Raw genomic sequence first — 24,489 nt, 5'->3', positions numbered from 1 at the left:
GTAGAGAGGAGAAGCTCCTCTCTACTTTTTTTGTATAGTAATTAGGAGGAATAGATTATACATTTAGCTTCCCTATTAAGGTGAAATCATATAATATAGTACGTAGGTGTAAAGTAAGCGTAGGGGAGTGATCTTGGATGATTGAATGGTATTTTGAATATGAAATACATAAAAACCGACCTGGCTTACTTGGTGACGTTTCTTCGTTAATCGGTATGCTTGGCATCAATATTGTCACAATTAATGGTGTAGATAATGCACGACGTGGACTTTTGCTTATGTGTGATAATCAAGAACAAATCTCTAGACTTGAATCAATTTTAAATACGATGGATAATATAACGGTAACGAAATATCGTCCGCCAAAGCTTAGAGATAAGCTAGCAGTTAGACATGGTAGGTACATACAACGAGATGCAGATGATAAGAAAACATTTCGATTTGTGCGTGATGAATTAGGATTGCTTGTAGACTTTATGGCGGAGATAATGAAAAAAGAAGGTCATAAATTAATTGGGATACGAGGAATGCCTCGTGTCGGAAAAACAGAATCTATTGTTGCCGCAAGTGTTTGTGCAAATAAGAGATGGTTATTCGTATCATCTACTCTCATTAAGCAAACTGTTCGTAGCCAATTGATTGAAGATGAGTATAGCGACGAAAATATTTTCATACTAGATGGAATTGTGTCGACAAAGCGTGCGAATGAAAGACACTGGCAGCTCGTTCGTGAAATCATGAGATTGCCTGCAACGAAAGTTGTGGAACATCCGGATGTGTTTGTGAGTCAGTCAGAATACACATTGGATGATTTTGATTATATTATCGAATTGCGTAACGATTATGATGAAGAAATTCAATATAATTTAGTAGATGAAATTGAGCAAGGTACGAAAAACAATTTCTCTATGTTCGACTTTTAAAGAAATATTGAGGTGTTAGTAGTGACGGAATTAGGACAAAAGCTGACAGAAGCAAGAGAAGCGAAAGGCTTATCTATTGATCAGCTGCATGAGATTACAAAAATTCAAAAACGCCATTTAGTAGCGATTGAAGAAGGCAATTATGATGTGTTGCCAGGAGCTTTTTATGCGCGTGCATTCATTAAACAATATGCAGATGCTGTTGGATTAAATGGAGAGGAACTGCTTGTAGAATATCAGAGCACGATACCACAGTCTGAAAAACGTGAAGTTCCACAAGTATCAACTGGACAAAAAACACAAGAAACAATGCAAAAATCTTCATCATGGCCAATTGCGGATCATATGCCAAAAATTTTGATTGCGTTGTTAGTAATCGCATTTGGAGTGGTAGTCTGGTTTGTTATTCAAGCGTTAACTGGAAAAGATGATAGGCAAGTTCCGAATGCTCAAGGTGAGAAAATTGAAGTTCAAAAAGCAAAAGATTCTCCGCTAGATACGAAGAAAGATGAAGTGAAAGCGGAAGAACCTAAAAAAGAAGAACCAAAGAAAGAAGAGCCAAAGAAAGAGGAACAAAAAGGACAGCCAACTGGTGAGAATGAAATTAAGTTAGTTGGAACCGATAAGATAACATCTACTTTGGAAATTCATAATAATAAAGCGTTAGAATTGGAAATTACAACAAAAGACGCAAGTTATATAGGTATTAAAAATGAGGCAGGAAATGATATCTTTAGCGGTACTTTACAGGCAGGCCAGACCCAAAAATATGATTTATCAACAGCGAAAGAGGTAAACCTTAATATAGGAAGTGCACCGAATGTTGAATTTAAATTGAATGGCCAAGTCGTTACATTCCCGTTGAATCCTGAAGAGAATTTTCATCAGAAATTCTTGATTAAAAATCTAGGGATAGGGCAAGCTGCGCAATAACAGTCATCGCTTCGATGACTTTTTTCAATGAACAAATGTTTTTGACATGATGGAGGAATAGCTGTGAATTTACCAAATAAAATTACAATATCTAGAATCTGCTTAATTCCAATTTTTATGGTAATTATGCTAGCGCCCTTTAACTGGGGCTCATATACAATTGGTGATGTCAATTTACCAATTCAACATTTAGTAGGAGCACTAATCTTTATAATTGCTTCAGCTACAGATTGGATTGATGGATATTATGCAAGAAAATATAATCTTGTAACGAATTTAGGGAAATTTCTAGACCCGTTAGCAGATAAATTACTTGTTTCTGCAGCACTTATCACGTTGGTAGAGATGCAATATGTACCTGCTTGGATCGTTATTGTAATTATAAGCCGTGAGTTTGCAGTAACAGGTTTACGCCTTGTACTTGCTGGGACAGGGGAAGTAGTTGCAGCAAATCAGCTAGGGAAAATTAAGACATGGACACAAATTATTGCGATTGCAGCATACTTATTACATGATGTACCGTTAAATTTACTTCATATTCCAGTTGCAGATATTTTCATATGGATTGCATTATTCTTTACCGTTATTTCAGGGTGGGATTATTTCTGGAAAAATAAAGATGCTTTTGTAAAATCAAAATAGAAGTTTATGGGGGAATTGGGATGAATGCTGAAATTATTGCGGTTGGAACGGAATTATTACTTGGACAAATTGCAAATACAAACGCCCAGTTTTTATCTGAAAAATTAGCTTCAATCGGAATTAACGTGTACTACCATACTGTTGTTGGGGATAATAACAAGCGATTACAGAAGGCAATTGAATTGGCTGAAGAACGAGCTGATATGCTCATTTTTACAGGTGGATTAGGACCGACAAAAGATGATTTAACGAAAGAAACAATAGCATCTAGTTTAGATGAAGAGCTTGTGTATGATGAAAAGGCATTAACATCGATAAGCGATTATTTTAAGCGTACAGGCCGTGAATTTACGGAGAATAATAAAAAGCAGGCGCTCGTTTTAAATGGATCGACTGTATTTGCGAATGATCACGGTATGGCGCCTGGTATGGGGGTAAATAAGAACGGAAAAGTTTATATTTTATTACCAGGACCACCAAAAGAAATGAAGCCGATGTATATAAGTTACGTAGAGCCTTTTTTATGTAAGTTTACAACGGGGGAAAATATTTATTCTCGTGTTCTTCGTTTTTTCGGTATTGGGGAATCTCAATTAGAGGTGAAAGTTCAAGATTTAATTGATGGACAAACGAACCCAACCATTGCACCACTCGCAAATGATGGAGAAGTGACATTACGTTTAACTGCCAAACATCAAAATGCTGATGAAGCGGAGAAACTGATTCAGCATGTGGAAGATTTGATTTTAGAAAGAGTAGGAGAATTTTTCTACGGATATGACCAAGATTTCCTTCATTACAAGGCAATAAGGCTATTGAAGGAAAAAGGGTTAACTTTAGCATGTGCAGAAAGTTTAACAGGTGGTCTTTTTGGAAATCAAGTAACAGAAAATGTTGGCGTCTCGTCTGTATTTAAAGGCGGTGTCATTTGTTATCAAAATGATGTGAAGCAACAAATTTTAAATGTACCTGAAGAAGTGTTACGCACTGACGGCGCGGTTAGTAAACAGTGTGCTCGTTATCTTGCTGAAAATGTAAAGAAACTGTTAAAAGCAGATATCGGGATTAGTTTCACTGGGGTGGCAGGACCGGATGCTTCAGAGCATAAAGAACCAGGAACCGTATTTGTTGGATTGGTGATTAAAGATGAACCAGCTGTAGTCTTCTCGCTTAATTTAAGTGGAAGTCGTCAACAAATTAGAGAACGCTCTACAAAATATGGATTTTATCATTTATTTAAGAAGCTAGAAGAGATATAAATTTCTTCTAGTTTTTTTTGTTGGAAAACCTAGTTTTATTCGATCAAAAATAAAAAAACGAATAAATGTTCGATTTTTGTTGGCAAATTGAATTGAAAATAGGTATAATAAGATTAGCAATTTAGTTAAGGAGGAATTTTGAATGAGCGATCGTCAAGCGGCATTAGATATGGCGTTAAAACAAATAGAGAAGCAATTCGGTAAAGGTTCAATTATGAAATTAGGAGAACAAGCGGAGCGTAGAATTTCTACAATTTCAAGTGGTTCTTTAGCACTTGATGTGGCACTAGGGGTAGGCGGATACCCACGTGGCCGTGTTATTGAAATTTATGGACCTGAAAGTTCAGGTAAAACAACAGTTTCATTACACGCAATCGCGGAAGTACAGCGTCAAGGTGGACAAGCAGCGTTCATTGATGCGGAGCATGCAATGGATCCTGTATATGCACAAAAATTAGGTGTTAACATAGATGAATTACTATTATCACAGCCTGATACAGGGGAGCAAGGACTAGAAATCGCAGAAGCACTTGTACGAAGTGGCGCGGTTGATATTATCGTAATTGACTCTGTAGCAGCTCTTGTACCGAAAGCTGAGATCGAAGGGGACATGGGTGACTCTCACGTTGGTTTACAAGCACGTTTAATGTCACAAGCACTTCGTAAACTTTCAGGTGCAATCAACAAATCAAAAACAATCGCAATCTTTATCAACCAAATTCGTGAAAAAGTTGGGGTTATGTTCGGAAACCCAGAAACAACTCCAGGTGGTCGTGCGTTGAAATTCTATTCAACTGTCCGTCTTGAAGTACGTCGTGCTGAGCAATTAAAGCAAGGTAATGACATCGTTGGTAATAAAACGAAAGTAAAAGTAGTTAAAAATAAAGTAGCACCGCCATTCCGCGTTGCTGAAGTTGATATTATGTACGGAGAAGGTATTTCAAGAGAAGGTGAAATCTTAGATATGGCTTCTGAACTTGATATCGTTCAAAAGAGCGGTGCTTGGTACTCTTATAATGAAGAACGCTTAGGGCAAGGTCGTGAAAATTCGAAGCAATTCTTAAAAGAGAATACGGATTTAAGAGAGGAAATTGCCTTCTTTGTTCGTGAACATCACGGAATTGGTGAAAACTCTGGTGTTGAAGACACGGAAGATTCAACTCGTCAAGATTAAAAAATAAAAGACACGGGACCGTGTCTTTTATTTTTTAATCCACTATGAAAGCGTTGTATATAGCTGGAGATAAAATATTTATTCTGTCCAAAAGGCTATGTGTAAAGGGGAATATTCATATATTTTAAGTGAATGAATTGGGATTTTCTAAGGTTTTCCAGGATAATATGCCGTCTGTTTTTTTCATCCATATAAGATTCAGGGCTGAAGGTAAAGAAAGTAAAAGTAGACAACGCTTGACAATGAAAATTGCGATAGATACAATGAGAATGTATATTTTTTCTTATATACGATACACTCTTCTCAAGAAGAGAAGTAATATTCGGAGTAAGACTTAAATCTTGCCGAAATAATAATATGACATTTTAATTGTGAAATGAAGAAAGTCCCTTAAAAAAGCGGGACGACGGTCTTTGCTGTACGTTGTAATTCAATGTACATGCCGACAGTCTTTTTTCATTCATAGCAAGGGGAGGTGAAATCATGAGTAGTACAGTTTGGATACTCATCTCCATTTTGCTTGCAACAGTCGGTGCAGTTGTTGGCTTTTTTGTTCGAAAGTCTATTGCTGAAGCGAAGATTAATGGTGCAGCTAATGAAGCAAAACGTATTCTAGACGAAGCGAATCGTGATGCTGAAGCACTTAAGAAAGAAGCGCTTTTAGAAGCAAAGGATGAAATTCATACACTTCGTACAGAAGCTGAATTAGAAATTCGTGACCGTAGAAGCGAATTACAAAAACAAGAAAATCGTTTAATGCAAAAAGAAGAGAACCTTGATCGTAAAGACGAAACGCTCGATAAGCGCGAGCGACAGTTAGAAAAGAAAGAGGAATCTCTTGTAGCGAAACAACAACAGATTGAAGAGTTGGAAAGCAAAGTGGGAGAGTTAGTTCAAAAGCAACAAACAGAATTAGAGCGCATTTCCAATCTGACCCGCGAACAAGCGAAAGCAATTATTCTTGGTAAAGTGGAAAGTGAAGTTTCTCATGAAATTGCCGTTATGGTAAAAGAAAGTGAAGTTCGCGCGAAAGAAGAAGCGGATAAGAAGGCAAAAGAGATTTTATCTCTTGCAATGCAAAGATGTGCAGCTGATCATGTTGCTGAAACAACCGTTTCGGTTGTAAATCTTCCAAATGACGAAATGAAGGGACGTATTATCGGACGTGAAGGTCGTAATATTCGTACGTTAGAAACGTTAACAGGTATTGACCTTATTATCGATGATACACCAGAAGCGGTAATTCTATCTGGATTTGACCCGATTCGTCGTGAAACAGCTCGTATCGCTCTTGATAAACTAGTACAGGACGGACGTATTCACCCAGCGCGTATTGAAGAGATGGTCGAAAAATCAAGACGTGAAGTGGACGAGTATATTCGTGAAGTCGGAGAGCAAACAACGTTTGAAGTGGGTGTTCATGGCTTACATCCAGATTTAATTAAAATTTTAGGTCGTTTAAAATACCGTACAAGTTATGGACAAAACGTCTTAAAACACTCTATGGAAGTTGCATACTTAACTGGACTTATGGCAGCGGAGCTTGGTGAGGATGAAAAACTAGCAAGACGTGCTGGTCTATTACATGATATCGGAAAAGCAATCGATCATGAAGTAGAAGGTAGTCACGTTGAAATTGGTGTTGAACTCGCAACGAAATATAAAGAGCATCCTGTTGTAATAAACAGTATCGCATCTCACCATGGTGACACAGAACCAACTTCTATCATTGCAGTTCTAGTTGCTGCAGCAGATGCATTATCAGCTGCAAGACCGGGGGCTCGTAGTGAAACGCTTGAGAACTACATTCGTCGTCTTGAAAAGTTAGAAGAAATTTCAGAGTCTTATGAAGGCGTAGAAAAATCTTTCGCAATTCAAGCAGGACGTGAAGTTCGTATTCTGGTAAAACCAGATACAATTGATGATTTAGAAGCTCATCGTTTAGCTCGTGATATTCGAAAACGTATTGAAAATGAACTGGATTATCCAGGACATATTAAAGTAACTGTTATTCGTGAAACACGTGCAGTGGAATACGCAAAATAAAGTGGTGAAACACCACTTTATTTTTTTGTGTTGGAATTGGGTAAAATAAAAAAACTATTTATCCCGCGTTAACGGGTAGTAAAACTCCCACCTCAAAATTCGGCTTGAGCAAAGAAATTAGGTGGGTGATAAACTGCCCGTTAACGCCCCACTGATTATAGTTTCACTTTATGAGCAGTATGCAAGTGAAAGAAACTTATAATAGATAAATTGTAACTGTTGTAAGAAAATAGCTTCACGTTATAGTATGGTAATAAAAAATGTAGTACATAGAAAGGGTAAGACATATGAGAATATTATTTGTTGGGGATGTAGTAGGATCTCCTGGTAGAGACATGATTCAACAGTACGTACCGGCTTTAAAGAAAAAATATACACCTACAGTAACAATTATTAATGGAGAAAATGCTGCGGGTGGACGTGGAATTACGGAAAAAATATATCGAAACTTTTTAGAGTGCGGGGCACAAGCGGTTACGCTTGGAAACCATGCTTGGGATAACCGTGAAGTATTTGAGTTTATTGATGATGCAAAATATCTTGCAAGACCAGCTAACTTCCCAGAAGGGACGCCGGGAAAAGGGCTTATCTTTGTAAATTGTAATGGAACAGAAGTTGCAGTTATTAACTTACAAGGACGTACTTTCCTTCCTCCAATCGATTGTCCATTCCGTAAAGTGGATGAGTTGATCAGCATTGCAAAAAAACGTACAAACATTATCTTTGTTGATTTTCATGCTGAAACAACAAGTGAGAAGCAGGCGTTAGGTTGGTACGTAGACGGTCGTGCTACAGCGGTAGTAGGTACACATACACACGTTCCTACAGCTGATAATCGTATTTTACCAAGCGGAACAGCTTATATTACAGATGTTGGTATGACAGGCCCATATGATGGGATTTTAGGTATGGATCGCGAAGCGGTATTGAAGAAGTTTTTAACGAACTTACCAGTACGTTTTGAAGTGACGAATGGTAGAACGCAATTAAGTGCAGTGTTAATTGATGTGGATCCTAATACAGGGAAAGCGAAGAAAATTGAGCGTATTTTAATTAATGATGACCAGCCGTTTTTTGATTGATTTTTAACGAAAAGTTAGAGAATTTTTTATATTTTAATTTTTTAGAAAAATTACAGGGATTTAGCAGGAATACGTGTCATTCCTCGTGAATATAAGTTAAAGTGAAATAATTGCTATTACTTTTTATAGAAACGAGGAGGAAACGCGGAATGGAAATATTAAAAGTTAAAGCAACGTCGGTCCCTAATTCTGTAGCTGGTGCACTTGCAGGTGTTATTCGCGAACGCGGAACAGCAGAAATTCAAGCTATTGGTGCAGGTGCATTGAACCAAGCGGTAAAGGCAGTAGCAATTGCAAGAGGATTTGTAGCGCCTAGCGGTTTGGACTTGATTTGTATCCCAGCGTTTACAGATATTATGATTGATGGTGAAGAGCGTACAGCAATAAAATTAATTGTAGAACCTCGTTAAGTTGAAACAACCTGTTTGCATGTATGCAAACAGGTTGTTTTTGTAATGGAGGAATGAAAATGAAAATTTTTGATGCGCATTGCGATGTACTCTTTCAGTTATGGAGTGCAAAGGGGAAAAAAGACTTTCAAAACGATTCACAATTACATATTACATTTGAACAATTAAAGAAAAGAAAAGGAAGTATACAATGCTTTGCTATATATGTACCAGAAACAGTAGCGTATGAAAATCGTTTTGAAGTTGCGCTGCAAATGATAGATATTTTTCATAATGAAATTTTATCGCTACCAGGAATGAAGTTTATTCAGACAAAAAACGATATTAACATGCTAAAACAGGACGAGATTGGAGCATTATTAACATTAGAAGGATGCGAAGCAATTGGAAAAGAAGCGATGAAATTACGTTTGTTTTATCGCTTAGGTGTACGTTCCTTTGGATTGACATGGAACTATGCCAATCTGTTAGCGGATGGAGCGCTAGAGGCACGTGGGGCAGGTTTAACTACATTTGGTAGACATGTTGTACAAGAACTTAATACGTTACATTTATGGACGGATGTGTCTCACTTAAATGAAAGAAGCTTTTGGGATGTTATAGAAATTGCTGAAAACCCAATTTCATCTCACTCAAACTGTTATCAACTTTGTGGGCATCCACGCAATTTAACCGATGAACAAATAAGAGCTCTTATAAAGAAAAATAGCATTATTGGTATTACTTTCGTACCACAGTTTTTAACGAATGAAAGACAAGCGAATATAGCAGATATATTAAGGCATGTGGAATATATTTGTTCATTAGGTGGAGAAAAAAATATAGGATTTGGTTCTGATTTTGATGGGATTTTAGAAACTGTTGTAGGTGTAGAAGCATATAGGGATTATGAAAATATAATTAACCAACTTTGTAAAAAGTATAGTGAATCAATGGTAGAGCATTTTTTGTATAAAAATTTTATTGACCGTATTACTTTCTGATTATTAATTTCTAAAAAATCAGAAAAAATAAATTTTACTCGCGGTAATTTATTGATTTTTTTAAGACCTAATACTAGAATGGTGAACGAAATAGCATTATACTAAAGATTAAGGGAAATCAGAAGAGGCATAATTTGCGTCCATTGTAGTTTATTTGCATAAAAAATGCTAAACTAATACTGTAAAAAAATACACTACAATGAATGCAGCCAAAAGGGGTGTAGGAGATGATTAGTCAACTTTCATGGAAAGTTGGAGGCCAACAAGGTGAAGGAATTGAAAGTACAGGGGAAATCTTCTGTATTGCATTAAACCGATTAGGATATTACCTATACGGTTACCGCCACTTCTCATCACGTATTAAAGGCGGCCATACAAATAATAAAATTCGTGTAAGTACAACAGAAGTACGCGCGATCTCAGATGATTTAGATATTTTAATTGCTTTTGATCAAGAAACAATTGATTTTAACTTCCACGAACTACGTCCGGGCGGAATTGTAGTTGCGGATGCGAAATTTAATCCAACAATACCTGATAATACAGATGTAAATCTATATGTGATACCGTTTACAGATATTGCTTCAGAGTTAGGCACATCATTAATGAAAAATATGGTTGCTGTTGGGGCATCTAGTTCGGTATTAGGGTTAGACGAAACAGCTTATTTAGAGGTTGTTGAAGAAATCTTTGGTCGTAAAGGGGAGCAAGTCGTTCAAAAGAATATGGAAGCAATTAAACGCGGCTCTCAATATATGAAAGAATTGCTTGGTGAGAAAGTAAACATGATGCAGCTTGAAAAAGCTGATGGTAAGAAACGCATGTTTATGATTGGAAACGACGCAATCGCATTTGGTGCGGTAGCTGGTGGTGCTCGCTTTATGTCCGCATACCCAATCACACCTGCATCTGAAATTATGGAATATTTAATTAAAAAGTTACCGAAAGTCGGCGGAACAGTAATCCAAACTGAGGATGAAATCGCAGCTTGTACAATGGCAATCGGTGCAAACTACGCTGGTGTTCGTACATTAACAGCATCTGCTGGTCCTGGTCTTTCATTAATGATGGAAGCAATTGGTTTAGCAGGTATTACTGAAACACCACTAGTTATCATTGATACACAACGTGGTGGTCCAAGTACGGGCTTACCAACAAAACAAGAGCAGTCTGACTTAATGGCTATGATTTACGGAACGCATGGTGAAATTCCAAAAATCGTAATGGCGCCAAGTACAGTTGAAGAAGCTTTCTATGATATTGTAGAAGCGTTTAACTTAGCAGAAGAATATCAAGTGCCTGTTATCTTCTTAACAGATCTACAGCTTTCTTTAGGAAAGCAAACAGTAGAACCACTTAAGTTAGATAAAGTTGAAATTCGTCGCGGTAAGCTTGATTTAGAAATAGAATTACCAGAACGTGAAAATAAAGCATACTTCAAGCGTTATGAAGTAACAGAAGATGGAGTTTCACCACGTGTTTTACCTGGTATGAAAAATGGTATTCACCATGTTACAGGTGTAGAACATGATGAAACGGGTAAACCATCTGAATCAGCGTTAAATCGTAAAGATCAAATGGACAAACGTTTCCGTAAAATGGCGAACTTGCAGTTTAATACCCCTATTTACAAAAATGCTAAGCATGATGACGCAGACGTATTGTTAGTTGGCTTTAACTCAACTCGTGGTGCGATCGAAGAGGCAATGCAGCGTTTGGAACAAGAAGGAATGAAAGTAAACCATGCCCATGTACGTTTAATTCATCCGTTCCCAACAGCTGAAATCGATCCACTTGTGAAAAAAGCGAAGCGTGTTGTAGTAGTAGAAAACAATGCAACTGGTCAGCTTGCTAACATTATGAAAATGAATCTTGGCAATGGTGAGAAAATTTCTAATCTTTTGAAATACGATGGAAATCCATTCTTGCCGAAAGAGATTTACAACGAATGTAAAAAAGGGGTTGTATTAAATGGCAACATTTAAGGACTTTCGTAACAGTGTAAAACCAAACTGGTGCCCAGGTTGCGGAGACTTCTCGGTGCAGGCTGCGATTCAGCGTGCGGCAGCTAACGTTGGTTTAAATCCAGATGAGCTAGCTGTTATTTCTGGTATCGGCTGTTCAGGTCGTATTTCAGGGTATATTAATTCATATGGTTTGCATAGTATTCACGGACGTGCTCTTCCGATTGCACAAGGTGTGAAAATGGCAAATCGTGATTTAACAGTTATTGCATCCGGTGGTGACGGTGATGGTTTTGCGATTGGTATGGGACATACGATCCATTCTATTCGTCGTAACATTGATATTACGTACATCGTAATGGATAACCAAATTTACGGATTAACAAAAGGTCAAACTTCACCACGTAGTGAAGCTGGATTTAAAACGAAAAGTACACCACAAGGTTCAATTGAACCATCACTAAATGTTATGGAAATGGCTTTAACAGCTGGTGCGACATTTGTGGCGCAAAGCTTTTCAAGTGATTTAAAAGAATTGACGCAAATTATTGAAGCTGGTATTAACCATAAAGGCTTTTCATTAATTAATGTATTTAGTCCATGTGTTACTTACAATAAAGTAAATACTTATGATTGGTTTAAAGAGAATTTAACGAAACTAAGTACAGTAGAAGGATATGATCCATCTAACCGCATGATGGCTATGCAAACATTAATGGAAAAGAACGGGTTAGTAACAGGTTTAATTTATCAAAATACAAAGCAGCCTTCTTACCAAGAGCTTGTAAAAGACTATAGTGAAAAGCCTTTAGTGCAAGCTGATTTAAATATGGATCAGAAAATGTTTGATGAGCTTGTTGCTGAATTTATGTAATGATCGGAGAGAAGGTTGCCACTTGGCAACCTTCTTTTTGAGTGAATAAAAATAATTAATAGATTTGTTTACTTAGAAAATTCAGAATGATAAAATAATATATAAATCGTTGTATAAAAATAGCATGTTCATTAACTGTGAAATGTAATATAGGATAAGGCTTCTTCTTCGTTAAAGTTGGCTAAAGGCTCTATACTATGATAATGTGTATAGGGATAAAGCAATATGCTTTTCAATAGGACAAGATGAAATAATAAAAGGGAATGTCTATTTGTGTGGGGAAGACTTCATTCTTACGGATGATTAGATCGATTACTCAAGTTTCAAAGGGCAAGTTATCTCTCAAGCTATCTAACATCATTGAGATGGGTCTAAGCGCATTAAAATGGACTACAGAGTGTGTATAGTTAAGGGTGAAAGGAGATTACCGATGAACGAGCAACAACGATTAGCAAGTCGACAAGCAAATTCCTCTACGAAAAAAGAAGAGAAAGATTATAGTAAATACTTTGAAAGTGTATACCAACCACCTTCCTTGAAATTGGCGAAAAAGCGTGGGAAAGAAGAAGTTAAAATTGAACGAGATTTTGGCTTACCTGAAGAGTTCCGCAATTTTGGCGCAGGAAGAAAGTTTTACATTCGTACATACGGCTGTCAAATGAATGAACATGATACAGAAGTAATGGCTGGGATTTTTACAACACTTGGATATGAGCCAACTTTTTCAACTGAAGAGGCAGATGTGATTTTATTAAATACTTGTGCAATTCGTGAAAATGCTGAAAATAAAGTGTTCGGTGAACTTGGTCATTTAAAATCATTAAAGCGAAGAAATCCGGATCTTTTAATTGGTGTATGTGGTTGTATGTCTCAAGAAGAATCTGTTGTAAATAAAATTATGCAAAAAAATCAGCATGTAGATATGGTGTTTGGTACACATAATATTCATAGATTACCGTATATCTTAAAGGACGCAATGTTCTCAAAAGAGACGGTAGTTGAAGTTTGGTCAAAAGAAGGGGATGTAATTGAAAACCTTCCGAAAGTACGTCGTGGTGATATTAAAGCTTGGGTAAATATTATGTATGGCTGTGATAAGTTCTGTACATATTGTATTGTACCGTATACACGCGGAAAAGAGCGCAGCAGACGTCCGGAAGATATTATTAAAGAAATTCGCCATTTAGCTGCGAACGGTTATAAAGAAATTACGTTACTTGGACAAAACGTAAACGCATACGGTAAAGACTTTGAAGATATACAATATGGTCTTGGCGATTTAATGGATGAACTTCGTAAAATCGATATCGCACGTATTCGTTTTACAACAAGCCATCCACGTGATTTTGATGATCATTTAATTGATGTTCTTGGAAAAGGTGGTAACCTAGTAGAACATATCCACTTACCAGTTCAATCTGGTAGTACAGATATGCTTAAAATTATGGCGCGTAAATATTCGCGAGAACACTATTTAGAGCTTGTACGAAAAATTAAAGAAACCATTCCGAATGCAGTACTAACGACTGATATTATCGTTGGTTTCCCAAATGAAACGGATGAGCAGTTTGAAGAGACGATGTCGTTATATCGTGAAGTAGGATTTGATACGGCATTTACATTTATTTATTCTCCGCGTGAAGGTACACCAGCTGCAAAAATGCAGGATAATGTGCCGATGGAAGTGAAGAAAGAGCGATTACAACGCTTAAATACACTAGTGAATGAATATGCAGTTAATAAGAATAAGCGCTATATAGGACAAATTGTAGAAGTATTAGTTGATGGAGAAAGTAAGAATAACCCTGAAGTACTTGCAGGATACACACGTACGAATAAACTTGTAAACTTTGTTGCTTCAAAATCTTTAATTGGTCAGCTTGTGAAAGTAAAAGTAACGGAAGCAAAAACTTGGTCTCTTAACGGGGAATTGGTTAAGGAACCGATTGAGGTGAAATAATAGATGAAAGTATATACGAAAGATGAAATTGTTGAGCAAGCGAAAGAATTAGCAAAAATGATCTCTGAAACAGAAGAAGTCGATTTTTTTAAGCGAGCAGAAGCACAAATTCATAAAAATGAAAATGTAAAGAGAGCAATTGATGAAATAAAAGCTTTGCAAAAACAAGCAGTAAACTTGCAACATTATGGGAAATGGGAAGCTTTGAAAAAAGTAGAAGCTGAAATTGATGCGCTTCAAGATAAGTTGGATAATATCCCAGTTGTACAGGAGTTTAAATCTTCACAAACATATGTAAATGACTTACTACAGTTAGTTGCTAGTACCATTTCTAACAATGTAACAGATGAAATATTAGTTTCAACTGGTGGCGATGTATTGAAGGGTGAAACTGGTGCAGCGGTAGAAAGTAAAAAAGGGAATTGTGGTTGTTAAAGAGATGTCTTATTGACATCTCTTTTTTTTAGTGAGTTATATTGTAAATTCTTCTCAAAAAAAAGAATGACACATTCCGCTATTGTCACGCATATGATTAAGTGAATAGTGATTGAGGAGGGTTACGAATGTCCGAATTTAGAGAGATTATTACAAAAGCAGTGGTTGGAAAAGGACGTAAGTATACAAAGTCAACGCATACATGTGAATCGAATAATGAGCCAACAAGTATTTTAGGGTGCTGGGTAATTAACCATTCGTACGAAGCGAGAAAGAATGGGAAACATGTGGAAATTGAAGGTTTCTATGATGTAAACACTTGGTATTCATTTGATGGAAACACAAAGACTGAAGTTGTAACAGAACGTGTTAACTACAATGATGAAGTAAGCATTGGTTATCGTGACAAAAACTTTTCTGGTGACGATTTAGAAATTATCGCTCGTGTAATTCAGCCGCCAAATTGTTTAGAAGCTCTTGTATCGCCAAATGGTAATAAAATTGTTGTGACGGTAGAACGTGAATTTGTAACAGAAGTAGTTGGGGAAACGAAAATTTGTGTAAGTGTAAATCCTGAAGGTTGCGTAGAATCAGACGAGGATTTCCAAGTCGATGATGATGAGTTTGAAGAATTAGATCCGAACTTTATCGTTGACGCAGAAGAAGAGTAAGAGAAAGCTAGGGAGAAGTTCTTCCTAGCTTTTTACAGTACATAAGTGGTGCTGAATGACCATGATTCCTTATGAAATGTGCTATAATGAGGAAAGACTCCTGGAATAGGAGATATGGGTGTCCGTGAAGTGTGACATATATGAATATAGATTATTATGTAAGAATTATGGAGGAAAGACATGACGCAATATACGCCTATGATACAGCAATACTTAAAGGTTAAGGCAGACTATCAAGATGCCTTTTTATTTTTCCGATTAGGTGATTTTTATGAAATGTTCTTTGAGGATGCGGTTAAAGCAGCTCATGAACTTGAAATTACATTAACGAGCCGAGATGGTGGTAGTAGTGATCGTATACCGATGTGCGGTGTACCGCATCATGCAGCTAAAAATTATATTGAACAACTTGTTGAAAAAGGATATAAAGTAGCTGTTTGTGAGCAAGTGGAAGATCCAAAAACAGCTAAAGGTGTAGTGCGCCGTGAAGTAGTACAACTAATTACGCCAGGAACGATGATGGAAGGGCGTACAATAGACGAGAAAGAGAATAACTTCTTAGCAGCATTAACACATTTCGAAGATGGATCTTATGCGCTAGCTTGCAATGACTTAACGACTGGACAAAATACAGTGACGTTGTTAACAGGTTCAGTAGAAGATATTTTATTAGAAGTGTATGCAACTGGTTCAAAAGAAATTGTTGTAGATTCTACATTTTCAAAAGATGAATTAAATAAATTAACTGAAACATTAAAAATGACGATTTCGTATGAAGATGCAACAACTATTCCAGAAGGATTAGAACATCTTGTGAAAAATGTTTCCCAAGCAAAATTAATTAAAGCAATTGGACGCTTATTTAACTATGTGATAAGAACACAAAAACGTTCGTTAGATCACTTGCAACCAGTAGAAATTTATTACACGAATCAATTTATGAAAATTGATGTGCATTCAAAACGCAATTTAGAGTTAACAGAGACTCTTCGCACGAAGGAAAAGACAGGCTCATTATTATGGCTATTAGACAAAACAAAAACGGCTATGGGTGGGCGTATGTTAAAACAGTGGATGGAACGTCCACTTATCCAGAAAGAAAAAGTTGAAGAGCGTTTAGAAATGGTTGAAACGTTTGTAAATGATTACTTTTTACGTGAAGATTTAAAAGAAAAGTTAAAAGAAGTATATGATTTAGAGCGTTTAGCAGGGAAAGTTGCATTTGGTAATGTAAATGCACGGGACTTATTACAGTTAAGACGTTCTTTACTGCAAGTACCAGCTATTTTAGAAGCGATTAGTCTTTTAGATAATGCTTATGCAGCAAGGTTAATTCAAGGTGCGGATCCATGTGAGAGCTTAACTGAATTACTAGGAAGAAGTATTCAAGAAAACCCACCGCTTTCTATTAAAGATGGAGATATTATTAAAGATGGTTATAATGACAAGCTTGATCAATATCGTTACGTTAGTAAAAATGGAAAAACATGGATCGCTGAGCTTGAAAAACGAGAGCGTGATATTACAGGGATTAAATCATTGAAAATTGGGTACAACCGTATTTTTGGCTACTACATTGAAGTGACGAAGGCGAATCTTGCAGCACTTCCAGAAGGGCGCTATGAGCGTAAACAAACACTTGCAAATGCAGAACGTTTCATAACAGATGAACTAAAAGAAAAAGAAACATTAATCTTAGAAGCAGAAGAGAAAATTGTACAATTAGAATACGATTTATTTACAGCACTTCGCGAAGAAGTAAAAGTATTCATACCGAAATTGCAACACTTAGCGAAAGTAATTAGTGAACTAGACGTACTGCAAAGCTTTGCGACAGTTAGTGAAGAAGAGCAGTTTGTAAAACCTGTTTTAACAACTAAGCGCGAAATCTTTATTAAAGATGGTCGTCATCCTGTCGTTGAAAAAGTATTGAACGGGAAATTGTATGTACCGAATGATTGTATTATGCCGGAGAAGATGGATGTCTTTTTAATTACAGGACCGAACATGTCTGGTAAAAGTACGTATATGAGACAATTAGCACTTGTTACTGTTATGTCACAAATTGGTTGCTTCGTACCAGCGACAGAAGCAGTATTACCTGTCTTCGATCAAATCTTTACGAGAATTGGTGCAGCAGATGATTTAATCTCAGGTCAAAGTACATTTATGGTTGAAATGTTAGAAGCGAAAAATGCAATTGCAAATGCATCAGAAAGAAGTTTGATTTTATTCGATGAAATTGGACGCGGTACATCTACGTACGATGGTATGGCACTTGCACAAGCAATCATTGAACATATTCATGACCAAATTGGTGCGAAAACATTATTCTCTACACATTATCATGAATTAACGGTGTTAGAAGAAAATTTAGACCAACTAAAGAATGTACATGTTTCAGCAATTGAAGAGAATGGAAAAGTAGTGTTCCTTCATAAAATTCAAGATGGAGCGGCTGATAAAAGTTACGGAATTCACGTTGCTCAACTTGCGGAGCTTCCAGAGAGCTTAATCGCTCGCGCGAAAGAAGTGTTAGCGCAACTAGAAGGACAGGAAGAAATTATTATTCCGAAACGAGTAGAAGTGAAAGTGCAAGAAGTTGCTCCAGAACCAGTTGTTGTAAAAGAAGAACCGGCAAAAATACAAGAGGAGACAGACGAAGAATCACAACTATCTTTCTTTGGAGGAGAACAGTCTTCGAAAAAACAAGACAAGCCTGTGCTCGATCAAAAAGAAACGGCAGTACTTGCACAAATTAAAAAGATTGATTTACTCGATATGACGCCTTTAGAAGCGATGAACGAACTGTATCGTTTACAGAAAAAGTTAAAGAAAGGATGAGTAAGTAGATGGGGAAAATTCGCAAACTCGATGATCAACTCTCTAATTTAATTGCGGCAGGGGAAGTAGTAGAGCGCCCTGCCTCAGTTGTAAAAGAACTCGTGGAAAATTCCATCGATGCGAATAGTACATCTATTGAAATCCACTTAGAAGAAGCTGGGTTATCGAAAATTCGCATCATTGATAATGGAGATGGCATTGCAGAAGAAGATTGTATCGTTGCATTTGAACGCCACGCAACGAGCAAAATTAAAGATGAAAATGATCTATTTCGTATAAGAACGCTCGGTTTCCGCGGAGAGGCCCTGCCGAGTATTGCTTCTGTAAGTGAATTAGAATTAATCACAAGCACAGGTGATGCGCCTGGTACACACCTTATTATTAAAGGTGGAGACATTATAAGACAAGAGAAAACGGCGAGCCGAAAAGGAACAGATATTACAGTACAAAACTTATTCTTTAATACACCAGCGCGCCTTAAATATATGAAAACTATTCATACAGAGCTTGGGAACATTACAGATATCGTGTATCGTATTGCAATGTCTCATCCAGAAGTATCGTTAAAACTGTTTCATAATGAAAAGAAATTGCTTCATACATCAGGAAACGGTGATGTAAGACAAGTACTTGCATCGATTTACAGCATTCAAGTTGCGAAGAAGCTGATTCCGATTGAAGCTGAGTCTCTAGACTTTACCATTAAAGGTTATGTAACATTGCCAGAAGTAACGAGAGCGTCTCGTAACTATATGTCAACGATTGTAAACGGCCGTTACGTTCGAAATTTCGTATTAATGAAAGCAATTCAGCAAGGATATCATACGTTACTGCCAATCGGACGATACCCAATCGGCTTCTTATCAATTGAAATGGATCCAATGCTTGTTGATGTCAACGTACATCCAGCAAAATTAGAAGTTCGCTTTAGTAAAGAACAAGAATTGCTAAAACTTATCGAAGAAACATTGCAAGATGCATTCAAAAAAATACAGCTCATTCCAGATGCAGGAGTAACAACGAAGAAAAAAGAAAAAGACGAAAGTGTGCAAGGGCAGTTCCAGTTTGAGCATACAAAACCGAAAGAACCACAGGTGCCAAACATCGTTTTACCGACTGGAATGGATGAGAAACAAGAAGAAACAACGACTGTAAAACAGCCAGCGCAACTTTGGCAACCGCCGAAGCAAGAATGGCAGCCACCACAGTCGCTCGTAAGAGAAGAAGAAGGCTGGCAACCAACTACTACTAAACCGATAATCGAAGAACCGATTCGAGAAGAAAAATCATGGAACAGTAATGAAGAGGACTTTGAGTTAGAGGAATTGGAAGAAGAAGTTGGGGGAATAAAAGAGATTGAAATGAACGGGAATGACTTACCACCGCTTTATCCAATTGGACAAATGCACGGAACATATATTTTTGCTCAAAATGATAAAGGGTTATACATGATCGACCAGCACGCAGCGCAGGAGCGCATCAATTATGAATATTTCCGTGATAAAGTGGGACGAGTTACGCAAGAAGTGCAAGAGTTACTTGTACCGTACCGTATTGATTTATCTCTTACCGAATTTTTACGTGTCGAAGAGCAGTTAGAAGAATTAAAGAAAGTTGGACTATTTTTAGAGCAGTTTGGCCATCAATCCTTTATCGTCCGTTCGCACCCAACGTGGTTCCCGAAAGGACAAGAAACAGAAATCATCGATGAAATGATGGAGCAAGTTGTCAAACTAAAAAAAGTAGATATTAAAAAACTACGAGAAGAAGCAGCCATCATGATGAGCTGTAAAGCTTCCATAAAAGCAAATCAATATTTAACGAACGATCAAATATTTGCTTTACTTGAAGAACTTCGTACGACGACAAACCCGTATACATGTCCGCATGGAAGACCGATTCTGGTGCATCATTCTACTTATGAATTGGAGAAGATGTTTAAGAGGGTTATGTAGGGGAAGTTGTTTTCTTCTAAAATGTTTTGGATTTAATAAAGATAAAGTTAGATTGCAAAGGGAGCAACAGTAATTAGTTGCTCTCCTTTTTTTATGTAGATTTGTTATTGTTCAATGAGTGTGAATCAGTTTAGTTTTGAAATAAGAATTGGAAAGAGTATTTAAGAGGTTATAAAGGTATTTTGTTTTTTAGTATTTATTCATTTTTGAAGGAATTAATTTCTTGGCTATGGTTACTTTATCCTGTTATCAAATCCTACTAAGAATGAAAAAAGCGTGGTATATCAGCAATTTTAAAAAGGAGAGTTTTCCAGTAAACTCTCCTTTTTAAAGGGTGTGTGAGCTGCAAAATCAAGATTTAGACACTACTTAAAACGTAACTGTGCATGGTCACAATGATGCTCTATAGAATTATTTATTTTTGTTATTATTAATTTTTTCAGTATATAGAACTTTTTCTTTGTAATGTTTTGTTATTGGGAAATTATGTGTACCTGTGCCGTTTTTGTATTGTTTATAAACTGGGTTTTTTATGGGGATTGTTGTAGTTTCGGTAAATTCATATGGGTAATTTATTTTAGATTTATCTTCAAACATGAGAATGCCTCCTTTTTAGGATTTCCTAAGTTCTTTACTATAATATGATATGCATATATATTTTTTTGGACTAGTTATTTATAAATATTAATGGAATTTAATTACATAACTATTGTTGTTTTTTTTAAGTTATCGTGATATATCTGAAATTCTGAAGGAAGGTAGCATCTCGGTTCAGCCAACAACCATTATGCGATGGGTTCATGGAGGGGAAAAACTTATCTATCAAATTTGGAAGAAGAAAAACAAAAGAGCAGAACTATATTGGGAAATGGGTGAAACCTATATAAAAGTCAAAGGGAAATGGTGCTATTTATATTGAGCAATTGATAAAAAGGGGATAGACGCTGGATATTCAACTTCGTAGGAAATGGGAGTTCTGGTTATCCAGAACTCCCATTTCCTACGAAGTATTTATCGGTGACCAATCCCAATATATTGTAAACCGTGTTTTACTATTTCATTTTGTTTAATACAATTGCGGCCATCAACGATTTTGCATCCGCGCATTAATCTTTTTACTTGTTGCCAATCAAGTGTTTTAAATTCGTCCCATTCTGTGGCAATAATTATACAATCCGAATTTGTAATAGAAGGTTCCAATTCAGTATGTTGTGTAACTTGTTTTTTCATATGAGAAGGGAGAAGGGCTATTGGGTCATAGGCGTGAATTTCGTAACCGAGCGGAATTAATTTTTCAATAAGTGTTACAGAGAGAGAGTAGCGTGTATCATCTGTATTTGGTTTAAAGGAAATCCCTAAAATTGTTAATCTGTTTGAAGAAGGATTTTTTAAATTGTTTTTGATTTTTTCAATATAGAGATCTACTTGTGTCGAATTGATAGATTGTACAGCTTGTAAAATAGGGACTGGTACTTGTTTACTATTTGCTGTGTAAATTAATGAATTCAAATCTTTTGGAAAACAGGATCCTCCATAACCAAGTCCTGCTTGAAGAAAATGGGGATTGATTCGAAAGTCATACCCAACTCCTTTTGCTACTTCAGTAATATCAATGTGATAAGCGTCACAAATTCTAGCAATTTCATTTATAAAAGATATTTTCGTAGCCAAAAACGCATTAGATGCATATTTAATCATTTCCGCCTCATTTAAACTTGTAGGAAAGAACGGTGCTTGAATACCTTTATATAGTGCTTGCATAATTTCTAGTGACTTTGTGTCATCTTTTTGTATGCCCACGACTGTTCTATCTGGAAAGAGCATGTCATGAACAGCGGAGCCTTCACGAAGAAACTCTGGATTAGAAACGATATTAAAAAGTGAGGATTCTACACCTTTTTTTATAAGCATTTCCCGCATGAGTTGATTGGTACCTGGTGGAACCGTACTTTTCGTGATAATGGTTTTATATGATTTTATAGTTTGAGCTAACATATCGATAACAGAGTAAATATATGTTAAATCTGTTTTTCCATTAGACATGGAAGGAGTTCCTACAGCAATAAGAATAACTGGTGTTTGTTGAATAACTTGATCAACATCACTACGGAATTGTAACCGTTTTCGATGTTTGTGCATAAGTTCTGTTAAACCTGGTTCATAGATAGGATACTCTCCTTTTTGGAGAGCGTTAATTTTATTTTGATCTTTATCAACACAGATAACATGATGTCCTAAATCGGCTAATACTACTGCTGATGTTAGTCCAACATAGCCAGAGCCTATAATACATATATCCATAAAATGATCACCCTTCTGAAATTAGTGCTAGTTTTTAGTTTAATATTGGTGGATAAGTTCAATTGGTGACATATGAAAAAATCTACTCGTACCAGAAATGAGAAGAGATGATAAGGTAAAAGCTTTTTGATTTAGCGAATATTTGATAGTTTGTACGTAGTCCTAGCAATACTCCTGTGTAATCTTCTGGATACATATCTCCACTATATTGTTCACAGGAAAAGATAGGTGGAATAGTCCAATCGCCTATATTAATCACATCAAATCCTCTCACAACAGAATACGGAATATTCTCTGTTTCATCACATTTTCCTACAGAAGAGGTTATACAAAATCGCCCTTTACAACGATAAGATTTTTTTCGAACTTGATGACAACCTTCACATCCAAACAATTTAAATTCATCTTTAAGGTATCCAAATCGAATGAATTTTAAAATTCATTCCAAAGAGATTTACTGAATTTTTATACCATATTTGATTATAAATTGTCCCTAATGATTATGTCTATTAAAGAAAATACGTTTCAGTATATTTGGTTCCATAACTAAAAATTATCATAACCTGAACGGTTATGGTAGTTCCAGATTTTCAAGTCAAAATCCAAACAAAAAACCTATATTTTCGTAGCTTTTAAAAAAGGATCAGATGTCTTTTTATTAGGGTTTTTGTATTGGTTGAAATTACCAAACGAAAATATGACAACTGCTGAAATATTTATGTTGACACTTAACGTAAGCGCTTTTATAATCAATTTGACAATAATGAAAATCACTATCACTTAGGGGTAGCAGGGGGAAGTAATTCATGACATTCAAGTTAAAAGTATTATCTGCAGCTGCGGTAACATCTCTTCTTTTTACGGGTTGTGCAAAAGAGGAAACAAAAGCATCGGAAGCACAAAATAAAAAGACAGAACAGACAGTGAAAAAAGAAGAAACAAAACAACAAGAAGCTGACTTTGTACAAGCTTACAAAGATGGGATAGCTGAACTTGAAAAAGCGAAAGATGGCAAAGAGGTTGACTTCGATAAAGTAACAAAGCTATATAAAGAAAAATTACAATCACTTGTTCAAAAGCGTGACGGTGAATTCAGTGAACAAATCGACCAAACAATTACAGCTGCATTAGAAGCAGGAAAAAAGAAAGAAATGGAACCAATGGTTGTAAAGCAACTATTTGATAAATTAATGCAAAAAGAGTTTTTCCAATCGATGCGCCATGATTTTAAAGAAATTGATACAAACTGGGGCAAAAAAGATGTTGTGAAAAAAGAAATGGATGAAGCACTTGCGTTTTATAAGGGCGTAGAAGGTACAGTTGGAAAACGCGATACAGCATATGGTACACAAATGGCTTCTCAAATTAAAGGCGGCTTTGATGAAATGCAAGCAGCCATTGATAAAGACGACAAACTTGCATTTGCACTTGGTAAGCAAGTTGTAGATAAAACGATAATGAAAACATTCTACCTAGCGACAGGTGGAGTTCCACATGGCTATGCTACAAAAATGGTAGAAGCAGCAAAAACTGATGAGAAGACAGCGAAAATTGAACAAGCAGAAGGATGGGCATTTTATCAAGCGATCTATCCGTATATAAAAAAAGCAGCTCCTGAAGATGCGGACTTTATCTTAAAGCAGTTTGATTTAAAAACTGATATAAAAACAGTTGATGCAAAAGCAGTTAATCAAGCGTTTGTACGTGGATTCTCAAAAGTTGCATTAGGTGAGTATAAAGAAAGTCAAGAGAACTTTGGAAAAGATAAAGGTCCTATTACAGCATTAGAAGGCGCATTGTTCATTAATATCATTGAAAGTGATTTAAAAGCAGTACTTGGCGAACAGCAAACAGTAGAGTTAACAAAAACAGCACAGTCTTATTTAGAAGCAGTAAAAGCGAAGAAGAAAGAAGATGCTGATAAATTGTTACCACAACTTGAGGGTGCGTTAAATAAAGCTGTTGAAGCAGCGAAATAATCTGCTCATACGTATGCCTTTTTGAAGAAACCTTGTCTTGACAAGGTTTCTTCT

Annotated in this window: 20 protein-coding genes and 1 pseudogene; 18 read left to right on the top strand and 3 right to left on the bottom strand. The window is 36.3% G+C overall.

All coding sequences use genetic code 11. From position 1 onward, the window contains the following. Positions 1-137 precede the first annotated feature (137 nt). From NSQ47_RS12435 to mutL, 16 genes are all read left to right on the top strand, one after another. Complete coding sequence (locus NSQ47_RS12435) at positions 138-923, top strand: DUF3388 domain-containing protein (protein WP_341037085.1); 786 nt, start codon at positions 138-140, stop codon at positions 921-923. Between the two features lie 21 nt (positions 924-944). Continuing rightward, positions 945-1,856 (top strand): helix-turn-helix domain-containing protein, encoded by a 912-nt coding sequence (locus tag NSQ47_RS12430; RefSeq protein ID WP_341038233.1) that lies wholly within the window; start codon positions 945-947, stop codon positions 1,854-1,856. Between the two features lie 63 nt (positions 1,857-1,919). After that, positions 1,920-2,498 (top strand): CDP-diacylglycerol--glycerol-3-phosphate 3-phosphatidyltransferase, encoded by a 579-nt coding sequence (gene pgsA / locus NSQ47_RS12425; RefSeq protein ID WP_002111336.1) that lies wholly within the window; start codon positions 1,920-1,922, stop codon positions 2,496-2,498. Positions 2,499-2,518: 20 nt separating this feature from the next. Beyond that, entirely contained in the window at positions 2,519-3,757 is a 1,239-nt protein-coding gene (locus NSQ47_RS12420; protein ID WP_341037084.1) for a competence/damage-inducible protein A, read from the top strand. Positions 3,758-3,899: 142 nt separating this feature from the next. After that, the gene (gene recA, locus NSQ47_RS12415) at positions 3,900-4,931 is read left to right on the top strand and encodes a recombinase RecA (protein WP_002014599.1); all 1,032 of its coding nucleotides are present in this window, start codon (positions 3,900-3,902) and stop codon (positions 4,929-4,931) included. 483 nt (positions 4,932-5,414) lie between these two features. Next, positions 5,415-6,977, top strand: a complete 1,563-nt coding sequence (gene rny / locus NSQ47_RS12410; protein ID WP_002160762.1) for a ribonuclease Y — start codon at positions 5,415-5,417, stop codon at positions 6,975-6,977. A gap of 287 nt (positions 6,978-7,264) precedes the next feature. Further along, on the top strand, positions 7,265-8,059 hold the full coding sequence (locus tag NSQ47_RS12405) for a TIGR00282 family metallophosphoesterase (protein WP_002014601.1): 795 nt from the start codon (positions 7,265-7,267) through the stop codon (positions 8,057-8,059). A gap of 149 nt (positions 8,060-8,208) precedes the next feature. After that, positions 8,209-8,469 carry a stage V sporulation protein SpoVS gene (spoVS, locus tag NSQ47_RS12400; RefSeq protein WP_000404341.1) on the top strand — a complete coding sequence of 87 codons (261 nt, stop codon included), beginning with the start codon at positions 8,209-8,211 and terminating at the stop codon, positions 8,467-8,469. A 59-nt stretch (positions 8,470-8,528) separates the two neighbouring features. Next, positions 8,529-9,452 (top strand): dipeptidase, encoded by a 924-nt coding sequence (locus NSQ47_RS12395; protein WP_341037083.1) that lies wholly within the window; start codon positions 8,529-8,531, stop codon positions 9,450-9,452. 227 nt (positions 9,453-9,679) lie between these two features. Next, a complete protein-coding gene (locus NSQ47_RS12390; RefSeq protein ID WP_002160764.1) occupies positions 9,680-11,437 on the top strand; it encodes a 2-oxoacid:acceptor oxidoreductase subunit alpha in 1,758 nt (585 codons plus the stop codon). Continuing rightward, positions 11,424-12,290: a 2-oxoacid:ferredoxin oxidoreductase subunit beta gene (locus NSQ47_RS12385; RefSeq protein ID WP_002088040.1), complete on the top strand. Its 867-nt coding sequence runs from the start codon at positions 11,424-11,426 to the stop codon at positions 12,288-12,290. The genes NSQ47_RS12390 and NSQ47_RS12385 overlap by 14 nt, the downstream gene beginning before the upstream one ends. Positions 12,291-12,720: 430 nt before the next feature. Then, entirely contained in the window at positions 12,721-14,250 is a 1,530-nt protein-coding gene (gene miaB, locus NSQ47_RS12380) for a tRNA (N6-isopentenyl adenosine(37)-C2)-methylthiotransferase MiaB (RefSeq protein WP_016100344.1), read from the top strand. Between the two features lie 3 nt (positions 14,251-14,253). Continuing rightward, positions 14,254-14,685 carry a RicAFT regulatory complex protein RicA family protein gene (locus tag NSQ47_RS12375; RefSeq protein WP_002033698.1) on the top strand — a complete coding sequence of 144 codons (432 nt, stop codon included), beginning with the start codon at positions 14,254-14,256 and terminating at the stop codon, positions 14,683-14,685. A gap of 128 nt (positions 14,686-14,813) precedes the next feature. Beyond that, complete coding sequence (gene cotE / locus NSQ47_RS12370; RefSeq protein ID WP_002014610.1) at positions 14,814-15,356, top strand: outer spore coat protein CotE; 543 nt, start codon at positions 14,814-14,816, stop codon at positions 15,354-15,356. Between the two features lie 180 nt (positions 15,357-15,536). Then, on the top strand, positions 15,537-18,200 hold the full coding sequence (gene mutS / locus NSQ47_RS12365; RefSeq protein ID WP_341037080.1) for a DNA mismatch repair protein MutS: 2,664 nt from the start codon (positions 15,537-15,539) through the stop codon (positions 18,198-18,200). Positions 18,201-18,208: 8 nt separating this feature from the next. Further along, entirely contained in the window at positions 18,209-20,155 is a 1,947-nt protein-coding gene (mutL, locus tag NSQ47_RS12360; RefSeq protein ID WP_341037078.1) for a DNA mismatch repair endonuclease MutL, read from the top strand. Positions 20,156-20,566: 411 nt separating this feature from the next. Here mutL and NSQ47_RS12355 read toward each other — a convergent pair whose 3' ends face one another. Continuing rightward, positions 20,567-20,752, bottom strand: coding sequence for a hypothetical protein (locus NSQ47_RS12355; RefSeq protein ID WP_002111324.1), 186 nt, complete (start codon positions 20,750-20,752; stop codon positions 20,567-20,569). Between the two features lie 112 nt (positions 20,753-20,864). On the opposite strand from NSQ47_RS12355, the pseudogene NSQ47_RS12350 reads away from it, so the two are divergent. After that, positions 20,865-21,071, top strand: a pseudogene (locus NSQ47_RS12350) (IS6 family transposase); the annotation flags it as partial. A gap of 95 nt (positions 21,072-21,166) precedes the next feature. On the opposite strand, the gene NSQ47_RS12345 reads toward NSQ47_RS12350, so the two are convergent. Next, complete coding sequence (locus NSQ47_RS12345; protein WP_341037076.1) at positions 21,167-22,456, bottom strand: UDP-glucose dehydrogenase family protein; 1,290 nt, start codon at positions 22,454-22,456, stop codon at positions 21,167-21,169. A gap of 82 nt (positions 22,457-22,538) precedes the next feature. Continuing rightward, entirely contained in the window at positions 22,539-22,850 is a 312-nt protein-coding gene (locus NSQ47_RS12340) for a hypothetical protein (protein ID WP_033731180.1), read from the bottom strand. A gap of 412 nt (positions 22,851-23,262) precedes the next feature. Here NSQ47_RS12340 and NSQ47_RS12335 point away from each other — a divergent pair, with 412 nt between their 5' ends. Further along, on the top strand, positions 23,263-24,435 hold the full coding sequence (locus tag NSQ47_RS12335; protein WP_033731179.1) for a hypothetical protein: 1,173 nt from the start codon (positions 23,263-23,265) through the stop codon (positions 24,433-24,435). Positions 24,436-24,489 lie beyond the last annotated feature (54 nt).

It is taken from the genome of Bacillus sp. FSL R10-2780 (genome assembly GCF_038006125.1).
GTDB classification, from domain to species: domain Bacteria; phylum Bacillota; class Bacilli; order Bacillales; family Bacillaceae_G; genus Bacillus_A; species Bacillus_A cereus_U.
This window is presented reverse-complemented; position numbering and strand designations above follow the sequence as displayed.

Bases quoted from the DNA above. Each gene is read 5' to 3' on its own strand.
- mutL (WP_341037078.1), top strand. From the start codon at position 18,209: ATGGGGAAAATTCGCAAACTCGATGATCAACTCTCTAATTTAATTGCG.
- NSQ47_RS12435 (WP_341037085.1), top strand. From the start codon at position 138: ATGATTGAATGGTATTTTGAATATGAAATACATAAAAACCGACCTGGC.
- NSQ47_RS12405 (WP_002014601.1), top strand. From the start codon at position 7,265: ATGAGAATATTATTTGTTGGGGATGTAGTAGGATCTCCTGGTAGAGAC.
- miaB (WP_016100344.1), top strand. From the start codon at position 12,721: ATGAACGAGCAACAACGATTAGCAAGTCGACAAGCAAATTCCTCTACG.
- NSQ47_RS12390 (WP_002160764.1), top strand. From the start codon at position 9,680: ATGATTAGTCAACTTTCATGGAAAGTTGGAGGCCAACAAGGTGAAGGA.
- NSQ47_RS12335 (WP_033731179.1), top strand. From the start codon at position 23,263: ATGACATTCAAGTTAAAAGTATTATCTGCAGCTGCGGTAACATCTCTT.
- NSQ47_RS12355 (WP_002111324.1), bottom strand. From the start codon at position 20,752: ATGTTTGAAGATAAATCTAAAATAAATTACCCATATGAATTTACCGAA.
- mutS (WP_341037080.1), top strand. From the start codon at position 15,537: ATGACGCAATATACGCCTATGATACAGCAATACTTAAAGGTTAAGGCA.
- NSQ47_RS12345 (WP_341037076.1), bottom strand. From the start codon at position 22,456: ATGGATATATGTATTATAGGCTCTGGCTATGTTGGACTAACATCAGCA.
- cotE (WP_002014610.1), top strand. From the start codon at position 14,814: ATGTCCGAATTTAGAGAGATTATTACAAAAGCAGTGGTTGGAAAAGGA.
- NSQ47_RS12375 (WP_002033698.1), top strand. From the start codon at position 14,254: ATGAAAGTATATACGAAAGATGAAATTGTTGAGCAAGCGAAAGAATTA.
- recA (WP_002014599.1), top strand. From the start codon at position 3,900: ATGAGCGATCGTCAAGCGGCATTAGATATGGCGTTAAAACAAATAGAG.
- NSQ47_RS12420 (WP_341037084.1), top strand. From the start codon at position 2,519: ATGAATGCTGAAATTATTGCGGTTGGAACGGAATTATTACTTGGACAA.
- rny (WP_002160762.1), top strand. From the start codon at position 5,415: ATGAGTAGTACAGTTTGGATACTCATCTCCATTTTGCTTGCAACAGTC.
- spoVS (WP_000404341.1), top strand. From the start codon at position 8,209: ATGGAAATATTAAAAGTTAAAGCAACGTCGGTCCCTAATTCTGTAGCT.
- NSQ47_RS12385 (WP_002088040.1), top strand. From the start codon at position 11,424: ATGGCAACATTTAAGGACTTTCGTAACAGTGTAAAACCAAACTGGTGC.
- NSQ47_RS12395 (WP_341037083.1), top strand. From the start codon at position 8,529: ATGAAAATTTTTGATGCGCATTGCGATGTACTCTTTCAGTTATGGAGT.